The organism is Binatus sp. (SeqCode) (genome assembly GCF_035272065.1).
In the GTDB taxonomy this organism is placed as follows: Bacteria; Desulfobacterota; Binatia; order Binatales; family Binataceae; genus Binatus.
Map to the genome: position 1 here is coordinate 97,492 of NZ_DATEQZ010000067.1, position 8,730 is coordinate 106,221.

An 8,730-nucleotide genomic window follows, 5' to 3' on the forward strand; every position below is an offset into this window, starting at 1 on the left:
AATAACGTCTCCACACCAAGTGGAGCGCGGGTTATACTCACGCAGAGACTGCACCGATGGCGCTAATCAAGTCAAAGACTCCGAAGATCAAAGGGCTGCACGAAGTCGGGCGCTACGCCGTCGGCGTGCAATGGGTTGACGGTCACGACAGTATTTTCCCGCTGGAAAATTTGCGCCGCGGATGTTTGTGCGACGCGTGCAAGGGCAACGTGAACGGCGACGTGCCGCCCGCCAGCCTGCGCATGCGTCAGCTTTCGCGGCTGGGCGAGTCCGCGGTGTTTATCGGATGGGTCGACGGGCACGAAACTATCTACACGATGCCTCAACTCAGAAGTCTCTGCCGATGCGCCTACTGTGTGGCGGAGCCTGAGCGTCCGATCACTGGCGGCTAGCAGCGAAAACCGCATCGCGGGGAGGATTCATCGATGATTGGCAAAACAATCGCTGGACTCGCGGCGGCCCTGACGTTCGCAATGACGGCCACGGTGGCCACGGCAGGACCCGCCGGGGTCGGCGGCGGCGCCGGCAGTATTGGCGCGATGGGAGCATTTCATGTCAGCGGAATCGCGATCAATATGCGCGCAATCGGCGGGGGCAACGGCCGATCAAGCGGCACCGGGCCGGCGATGAACGGCTTACAGTTTTTTCCGTTCCCGACCAACGACCCGAATCACTATCACGAGATCAGGCTGGTCGGACGCCTTACGAAGGACGAGTCAGGGTTGACGATCGATCAGCAAATCGTGCGCATGCGCGTGGATGGCCGCGAGATTCCGATGTCGATCAACGGCGATACGATGAGCAACAGCCTGCAGCTCGATCAAGGCGACGAACTTGGACAAAGCCTGTATCGCCTGATTTTGAGCAAGCGGCTGGAGGTGGTTGGAGACCAGAAACTGCGCACTCAGCTCGCGAACGCTGCGGCGGCGAATCCGTCGAAGCCGGTAGCGGTGGACGGCTTCGTGTACGATCGCATGACGCCGTACCTGGTGCTGGTGTCAGTCGGCGACGCTCCGTAGTTATCGTCGCGCATCGCTAGTGCGGCGGGCTGGACGCCGGCGGTTGCGCGGAATGCTTGCTGATACTGCCGCGGCCGGTTGCTCCGGCGTTTAGCGCGTCCAGATTTGCCTGCGCGACTTTCAGGTTTGGATTGAGCCGCAGCGCCTTCTCCCATGCTTCTTCGGCTTCGTCGAAGCGCTGCAAATCGTTCAGCGCCAAGCCCTTGGCGTTGTAGAGCCGCGCGTTGGAAGGATCCTTGACGATTCCGGCGTTGGCCGCGAGCAGCGCGTCCTCGGCATCGCCCACGCGCAGGTACACATCCGCCAGCTCGATGAAGTTGCTGCCCGACGGATTCAACTCCGTCGCCGTGCGATACATACCGATCGCGGTATCGCCGTCGCGCAGAACGCCATAACAGAAGCCGAGGTCCACGTAGGCCGAATCGTTGCGCGGGTCGATTTTCAGCGCTACATGCAGCTTGTCCATCGCCTGGTGAATTAACTTCGTATCGACCGGATCGGCCTGACCCGCCTGCATCACCAGCTTTTCCGCCTCGGCAACGACAGCGTCGGATTCGGCGCGATTGGCTGAGGCCGCGTTGCTCGACGATGCGATCGCCAGGAAACCCAATGCGGCGATCACGACGGCGAGCACCCGGCTCAATCGCAACTTCCCGCCCAATCGGCCAGTCATGTTCACGTCACTGTTCATCACGATACCAACGATAATAGGCGCCGCGGGCGAATTGGCAAGATTGAGTCTCCCCGCGCGGCGAAGTTGTTTCGAGCGGGCTGCTCCGATAACTATGGTTTCGTGCCCCGCGACTCCTTCAATCGTGAGATAGACTACCTGCGGCTATCGGTAATCGACGCATGCAACCTGCGATGCGTTTACTGCATGCCGCTTGAGGGTTTGCGCTTTCTTCCCAAGGACGAGTTGCTGAGCCCGGCCGAGTTCGAGACCGTTGCGCGCGCCGCCGTCAGCGTGGGCTTTCGTAAATTCCGGCTGACCGGCGGTGAGCCGACCCTCCGGCTCGATCTCGCGGAGATAGTCGAGCGGCTCGCGCGCGTGCCCGGCGTGGACGGACTGGCGCTGACCACCAACGCGCTCCTGCTCACCGAGCTTGCGCATCCCCTGAAACGGGCGGGGCTGAATCGAATCAACGTGCATCTCGACAGCCTGGATGCCGCCACCGTCGAGCGGCAGATGCGATGGGGCAGCTTCGAGAAAATATGGCGCGGGATTGTCGCGGCCGAAGAGGCGGGTCTGATGCCGATAAAGCTCAACTCGGTGGTGACGGCCGGCTACAACGAATCCGACGTCATCGAGCTGGCGCGCCTGACGGTCGAGCGCGACTGGCACGTGCGATTTATCGAGCTGATGCCGCTGGGTGGCGGCGAATGCGCGACGTTGTCGATGAAGCGTTATGTGTCGAACATCGAGACGCGGCGGAGAATAGAGTCGGCGCTCGGCCCACTCACTGAACTTCCCACGGAGAACCTCGCAGACGAATCACGCAACTACCGGATTGCAGGCGCGCGCGGCGTCGTCGGCTTAATCAGCCCGGTCAGTGAGCCCTACTGCGGCACCTGCAACCGAATGCGCCTGACGGCCGACGGCAAATTCCACCTGTGCCTGCTAAACGACGACGAACTCGACGTCCGCAAGGCCCTCCGCTCGAATTCGAGCGATGTGATTGCCGACGTCGCGCGAATTCTCAAACGCGCAGTCGAGCTGAAACCCACCGGCCACCACCTACTCGAAGGCCGCTCGACGCAGGATCGCTCGATGTATCAGATCGGCGGATAGGACTAGGATCTCGTAATAGACTCAATGCGTTTTGGCCTTCGTAGCGCTTCTGACAGCCACTCTTGACAGCCACCGAGTCAAGAATCCGCCTCTTTCGGCCATCGAACGTTTCTCCGGCAGAGCGAACTAGGCGAGAACCTGGTCCACGCGCGAGCGGCCCGATTGACACGGAAGATGCCAATTTGGCACCAGAATCGGACACCCCCGCCCCCAGCGGGGTGGCCCCCATCGAGGTTCCGCAGCGCCACTAGATTCGCAGAGAAGGTACTGCTCTGTTGGCGTCCTCTCGCGGACCGCTAATTTAATCCAATTGGTCGGGGTGGCCGGATTTGAACCGGCTCTCGGTTTAACGTTGCGACCGACGGCTACAGCGCGTGTGTAGCCGACGGCCACAAACGCGTCGGGGCCGCTGGCGCGATCCGCGCAAACCGTAGAATTGGCGAGCTGAAGCGGCGGCATGAGACGTGCTTAAGGGTTACTGCGACGTTTCGAATACGTCGCGTACAACGGGCCAACTCAAAACCCCAGAGAGGTGATGCAGTATGTTGCGTAAGATCATCTTCCTGGTTCCGACATTCGCGTTGGCTTTGTTGCCGGTCAGCCGCCTTGGTGGGCTCGCCGGGAAAATCGGGGCTGACGGCCTCGCGTGGGCCTAGGATTCGCCGGCGGCCGACGACGGTTCCAGCGATGTCGCGGCGGCTCAGAACTCACCGGACAAGGCGAGCGTCATCAAGTTCAATGGCTCGGGCACAATCGATGCCACCCCCGTCACGCCCTGTTCCGCCGATGAGTGCTTTTCGCTTGCCGGCGCCGTCACCAAAACGAACGTTAGCGGGCTAGGGATGGGCGATGTAGCGGGCGGTGCCACGCTCGGCAGCTGTAAAATAAACAAGGCCGCCAGGAAGAAATGCTGTACGTTCACCTCGACTGAGACGTATTCATTTTCGAGCGGTGACTTAGACGTTATGTTTGGGGGCGCGGCTTGCGGGAAGACGCCAACAAACGTAACGGCCAAAAACGCTCGGTTTGAGATTACCGGCGGCAGCGGGTTGTTCGCAGGGGCGAGCGGCTCAGGAAAGGCAACCTTCAAGCTCAACGAGGATACCGGCGCGGGCACGTTCACCTTTAAAGGCAAACTCTCGGAATAAGCGTACCCGCAATGCCATTGCCACGTTGGAGTGCTCGCAGGCTCGCTAAAATTACGGAGGATTTGGTTGGTCGGGGTGGCCGGATTTGAACCGGCGACCACACGCACCCCCAAGGGTAAAAGCCGATTCTAGCCGATGTTTGTCGGTATCGCTCGGTACGCCTCAAGAGCTTGTCCGCCAATGACTATCCTTGTCTCCGTACCGAAAGCGACTGCCACTGAGCGATACTGGAAATTATTGTGAGTCCCCACAAAAGTCCCCACACCCCCCGGGGCGGGGCAACCCCTCCAACGGGTTGGCGATCACTGGAGATGCCGAGCGATCAACTCACCAAAAAAATTAGATCTTCGACTGAAATTGACGAGAAAACCAGATCTGCCAGGTCGAGCTAACTGATTTCGCACGGCTTCACTACGGAGCGACGGGGCCAATAGCGGGATTCCTCTTTGGCGCGCGGCCCGGTGTAATGACGGGCGCGGGGGCAGCCGAGCATTTCCTTTCTGACAGCCACTCTTGACAGCCACGGGCGCGAACTGCGATGTACGGGCGCGGTCACGCGCGGACTCGGCTCGTTGAGAATGCGTCCCTTAACACTTCTTGTGAACAGCAGCGGACAACCTGCCACGAAGTACCAGATCGGCGGCTGAGCCGGCACGCACGCATGTAGACACCGTCAGCGTTCCTCGCCGAATAGGAAGATTGAGATCGCGATCATTGCGAACATGAAATTTGGAATCCATGCGGCGACTGGCGCGGGCAGCAGTGCTGAGCGGCCTAACGCAGACGTGATGCCGAGCGAGGTCCAGTAGGCGAAGCCGATGATGATTGCCAGCCCGAAGCTGCGGCCGAGACTCAGGTTGCGCGGCAGCGGATCGAGGCTCAGCGCCATCCCCAGCGCGACCATTATCACGCACGCCAGCGGCATCGCGTATTTCAGATCTCGATCGACCACGTAGCCGCCCGGGTCGAGTCCCTTGCTGCGCAGGTCCGCGATGTAGCGGTCGAGCTCCCACAGGCTGAACTCCTCGGGGTCGAAGCGCAGCAGCCCGAAGTCGGCCGGCGTCAGTCCGAGATCGAAGCGCGTGTCACCAGTCTTGGTGACCGTGCCGCCCTCCGCGACCTGGAAAGAATTCAGTCCGACCTCGACCCAGTCGTGACCGTCCCATCGCGCGCTCGCCGCATGCTCGAGGTCCTTGAGTCCGAAGTCGCCGTCGAGTCGATAGTGAGTGATTCCCGTTAGCAGATCCTGCTTCTTGTCCAGGCTGTCCACCGAAATGAAGCCGTCGCGCACGCGCACCCAGATGCGCTTGTTGGCGAACACCGCCTTCAGCTGACGCTTCTTGAGTTCGACCGCGTAAATATATTTCGCCTGGCGCGTCGCGGCGGGCACCACGGTTTCGCTGATGAGAAAATCAAATCCCGAAATCAACACGGCGACCAGCAGCACCGGCACCGCCATCTCAAGCCGGCTGATGCCGAGTTGCTGGCATGCGAGCACCTCGCCCGAGCGATTGAGCAGCGCGAAGCCGAGCAGCACTCCCGCCAGGCACGCGACCGGCAGGACCTGCGAGATGATCAGCGGCAGCTTGAGCGCGAAGTACTCAAGGCCCAACAGTCCCAGCCCGCCGTAGCGGATCAGATCGTCGAATCGATCGAACATGTCGCCGAGCAGATAGGCCGCCGTGAATGCCGCTAGGCAAACCATGAACGGGCCGAAGAACTGGCCGGCGATAAAGCGATCCATCACCGGCGATAGGCGCGGTCGAAGTCTCATGCGGCCTGCCTGCTGCGTTCGTAGCGCTCGACCAGATCCCAGATGACGTCGCCGGGGCCCCGGCCCTGGTCGGCCTTGTCGGAAGCGGCGCGATAGAAGAACCAGAACGCCAGCGCCATGAACACGAGGTCCGGGATGCTCATCGCGATCCACGAGTCGAGCTTGCCGCGCTGCGCCAGCGTCTCGCCCACGCGCATCAGCGAGTAGTAGAGAAAGAACAGCGCCACGCTGACGCCGAAGCGCTCCGAATGCCCGCCGCGCGCCGGCTTGAGCCCGAGCGAGATGCCGAGCAGCGCGAACAACATCGTGGCGAACGGGACGGTGAACTTGCTCGCCATCTCGGTCTCGGCGTCGTAGTCCGGCTTGCCCTTGGCGCGAGCCGCCTTGATCGTGGCGCGCAGAACCGAGTACTTCATCTCGTCCGGCTCCACATCGGTCACGCCGAGCGATTCCTCGGGGCTGACGCTGAGATCGTAGGTCTTGAAGCTGGTAACGTGCGTCGCGTTGTCCTGCGGCTCGACGCCGAAGATCGACCCGTCGTACAGCCGCAGCGTGATCGACTTGTTCTTGGTGTCGGGGACCATCGCTCCGCGCTTGGCGATTATCGTGTTCTGATTGTGCGGATCGCGCGCGTCCGAAATCATGACGCCCTTCATGCTGGAGTCGGTGTCGGACATCTCGTCGACGTAAACCACCAGGCCGGGGAAATTGCTGTTGAAGATTTTTTCCTTCAGCCCGGCACTGGTGCGGGTCTGGCTGAGCTCGTAGAGCTTGTTGCGCAGATTGGAATTCGCCCACGGCCGCAGCGAGAACGCGAAGTAGCTCGAAATCGCGTACACGCCCAGCGCCACTATCATCACCGGCACCGCCAGCCGATACAGGCTGACCCCGCATGCGCGCGCCGCAATCATCTCCTGGTCGCTCGACATCCGCCCGAATCCCATCAACACGCCGAGCAGCACCGCCATCGGAAACGTGAGCTCGAGGAAGGCCGGCATGATGTACCCGATTATCCCGCACACCTCGCCGAGGCTGACGCCATGATTGACGACCATGTCCATCAGCTTGAGCAATTTGCCGGTGACCAGCGCAAAGGTCAGCAGACCGACGTCAACCGCAAACGGCGCAAGCACTTCGCGCGCTACGTAGCGGTCGATAATCGCAAATCCCGGAATTGCCAGTCTCATTGTGTGATGAGCGCCAACTGTCGCGCTCAAGTCTAGACATCCAGCCGCCAGATTGAAACTTGCGATTTGATTTTCTCCTGACTTGCCTCTCCCGACAAACGGGCGAGGTAATTCGGACGCGCGCTACTTGCTCGGCGCTCTGGTAGTATCGCTCCACGATGAGAGACTTTCGCGACAAGGACCGCCATCCGCGCTTCAACCGCAACGCGCCGCGCCCGCCGCGGCGCGATTCTCCGGCGTCACCTACCAAACCGTCGGCGGCGCCGCCCCCTGCGCGCGACTATCAACGCGTCGATGCGGGCGAGCGCGAGCCGCGGCGCGCGAGCGGCAACGATCGCGAAATAGTCTACGGCGTCGAGCCAATCCGCGAGCTGGTCGCCGCGGCGCCCGCCTCGATTCGAGTGCTCTACGTGAAATCCGGCGACGAGCGGCGCTTCGCCGCCGAAATCGATCTCGTCAGAACCGGCGGCGGTCGCGTCGAGTTCGCCGATGAAGCCGGACTGGAGCGACTGGCGGGACCGGCTGCGCGCCACCAGGGAATCGCCGCCTTGATGCGCGAGTACGAGTACATGCCGCTCGAACAAATTCTCGCCGATCAGCCCGACCCGATCGTGCTGGTCGACGGCGTCACCGATCCGCGCAACCTGGGCGCACTGATGCGCTCGGCGGAAGGCGCCGGGGTCGGCGCAATCGTCATCGCGAAGGACCGCACTGCGGGCATCACGCCCGCGGCGGTCAAGTCGTCGGCCGGTGCGTGGATACATCTGAAAATCGCGCGATGCGGCAACGTCGCGCGCACGATCGAGCAGCTCAAAGAGGCCGGCTACTGGACCACGGCGCTCGCGCCCGGCGGCGAGACGTCCATCTACACGCTCGACACCTCGCGCAAGCTCGCGATAATCGTTGGCTCCGAGGGGCGAGGCGTCCGCGACATCGTGAAGAAGGGCGCGGACTTCGTCGTGGACATCCCGATGCGCGGCAAAGTCGGCTCGCTCAACGTGTCGGTCGCGGCCGCGGTGGCGTTGTTCGAAATCGCCCGCCGCCGCGCCGCTGCGAAAGAAACAGTCTAGCTAAGCCGGTCCAATCCGGCGCGATTTCTTCGCAGTCTTCTTCGCCGCAGGTCTGGCGCGCCTAGATTTGCGCTCGTTGAAGCCCGGATACTTCCGCGCCAGCGCCTTCTTGATCGTGCTCATCCAGTTGGATTCGTACTGGCTCGCGATCTTTCTCATCGAGCCAACCTGCTGACTGGCCTCCTTCATCTGCGCTTTGAGCGCCACCGCACCCTTGACGAGATGCGGATGCATCGCGTGCGCGTTGAGGTCCGAGAGCGTCTTGGCAATCAGCTTGAGTTCGTCCTTGATGCGGTCCGCATAGACTCGCGCCCATTCGAGGTCCATCAGGGTGCTGCTGGTAGGTTTGGCTCTCGGCATGACGATCACTTTCCCGATTGATGTAGATAAGCGCAAGTATCGTGCTGTTACCTGCGGAACTTTCAGGCGGAGTCTTCGCGCCGTGAATGTGAAACGCTCTCGCCGGCTGGTCGGCGGATCCAGTGAAGCCGCGTCCTGCGCGGAGCCCCCCCCCTCACCAAAGGCAAGAAGCAGACCCCGAAACGCCGTTTAGCTTGACAGTCGTTCCCCCGCCGAATAGCTTTTCCTTCTTAACGTCGTTCGCCGATGTAGCTCAACGGTAGAGCACCTGATTTGTAATCAGGTGGTTGCGAGTTCGATTCTCGCCATCGGCTTGGTCGGCACGATAGCCTTGGGAGGAGAGGTTCCCGAGTGGCCAAAGGGAGCAGACTGTAAATCTGCCG

The 8,730-nt window shown here is 61.6% G+C and carries 9 protein-coding genes and 1 tRNA gene; 5 read left to right on the plus strand and 5 right to left on the minus strand.

The annotated features are described in order from the left end of the window. The first annotated feature begins 56 nt into the window (after nucleotides 1–56). Complete coding sequence (locus VJX68_RS13440; RefSeq protein WP_324096215.1) at nucleotides 57–392, plus strand: gamma-butyrobetaine hydroxylase-like domain-containing protein; 336 nt, start codon at nucleotides 57–59, stop codon at nucleotides 390–392. Nucleotides 393–425: 33 nt separating this feature from the next. Further along, nucleotides 426–1,019: a hypothetical protein gene (locus tag VJX68_RS13445; RefSeq protein WP_324096216.1), complete on the plus strand. Its 594-nt coding sequence runs from the start codon at nucleotides 426–428 to the stop codon at nucleotides 1,017–1,019. Between the two features lie 16 nt (nucleotides 1,020–1,035). On the opposite strand, the gene VJX68_RS13450 is transcribed toward VJX68_RS13445, so the two are convergent. Beyond that, complete coding sequence (locus VJX68_RS13450) at nucleotides 1,036–1,710, minus strand: tetratricopeptide repeat protein (protein ID WP_324096217.1); 675 nt, start codon at nucleotides 1,708–1,710, stop codon at nucleotides 1,036–1,038. 102 nt (nucleotides 1,711–1,812) lie between these two features. On the opposite strand from VJX68_RS13450, the gene moaA reads away from it, so the two are divergent. Then, a complete protein-coding gene (moaA, locus tag VJX68_RS13455) occupies nucleotides 1,813–2,808 on the plus strand; it encodes a GTP 3',8-cyclase MoaA (RefSeq protein ID WP_324096218.1) in 996 nt (331 codons plus the stop codon). 700 nt (nucleotides 2,809–3,508) lie between these two features. Here the strand turns inward: moaA and VJX68_RS13460 are convergent. The 3 genes from VJX68_RS13460 to lptF form a co-directional block, all read right to left on the minus strand. Then, nucleotides 3,509–3,904 (minus strand): hypothetical protein, encoded by a 396-nt coding sequence (locus VJX68_RS13460; protein ID WP_324096219.1) that lies wholly within the window; start codon nucleotides 3,902–3,904, stop codon nucleotides 3,509–3,511. A 725-nt stretch (nucleotides 3,905–4,629) separates the two neighbouring features. Then, nucleotides 4,630–5,730, minus strand: a complete 1,101-nt coding sequence (lptG, locus tag VJX68_RS13465) for an LPS export ABC transporter permease LptG (protein WP_324096220.1) — start codon at nucleotides 5,728–5,730, stop codon at nucleotides 4,630–4,632. Further along, the gene (gene lptF / locus VJX68_RS13470; RefSeq protein ID WP_324096221.1) at nucleotides 5,727–6,917 is read right to left on the minus strand and encodes an LPS export ABC transporter permease LptF; all 1,191 of its coding nucleotides are present in this window, start codon (nucleotides 6,915–6,917) and stop codon (nucleotides 5,727–5,729) included. The genes lptG and lptF overlap by 4 nt, the downstream gene beginning before the upstream one ends. Before the next feature lie 158 nt (nucleotides 6,918–7,075). Between lptF and rlmB the strand changes: the two genes are divergently transcribed. Then, complete coding sequence (gene rlmB, locus VJX68_RS13475) at nucleotides 7,076–7,987, plus strand: 23S rRNA (guanosine(2251)-2'-O)-methyltransferase RlmB (protein WP_324096222.1); 912 nt, start codon at nucleotides 7,076–7,078, stop codon at nucleotides 7,985–7,987. Here the strand turns inward: rlmB and VJX68_RS13480 are convergent, their stop codons facing one another. Then, nucleotides 7,988–8,347 (minus strand): hypothetical protein, encoded by a 360-nt coding sequence (locus VJX68_RS13480; protein WP_324096223.1) that lies wholly within the window; start codon nucleotides 8,345–8,347, stop codon nucleotides 7,988–7,990. A 242-nt stretch (nucleotides 8,348–8,589) separates the two neighbouring features. On the opposite strand from VJX68_RS13480, the gene VJX68_RS13485 reads away from it, so the two are divergent. Next, nucleotides 8,590–8,661, plus strand: a tRNA-Thr gene (locus tag VJX68_RS13485). The last annotated feature ends 69 nt before the right edge of the window (nucleotides 8,662–8,730 follow it).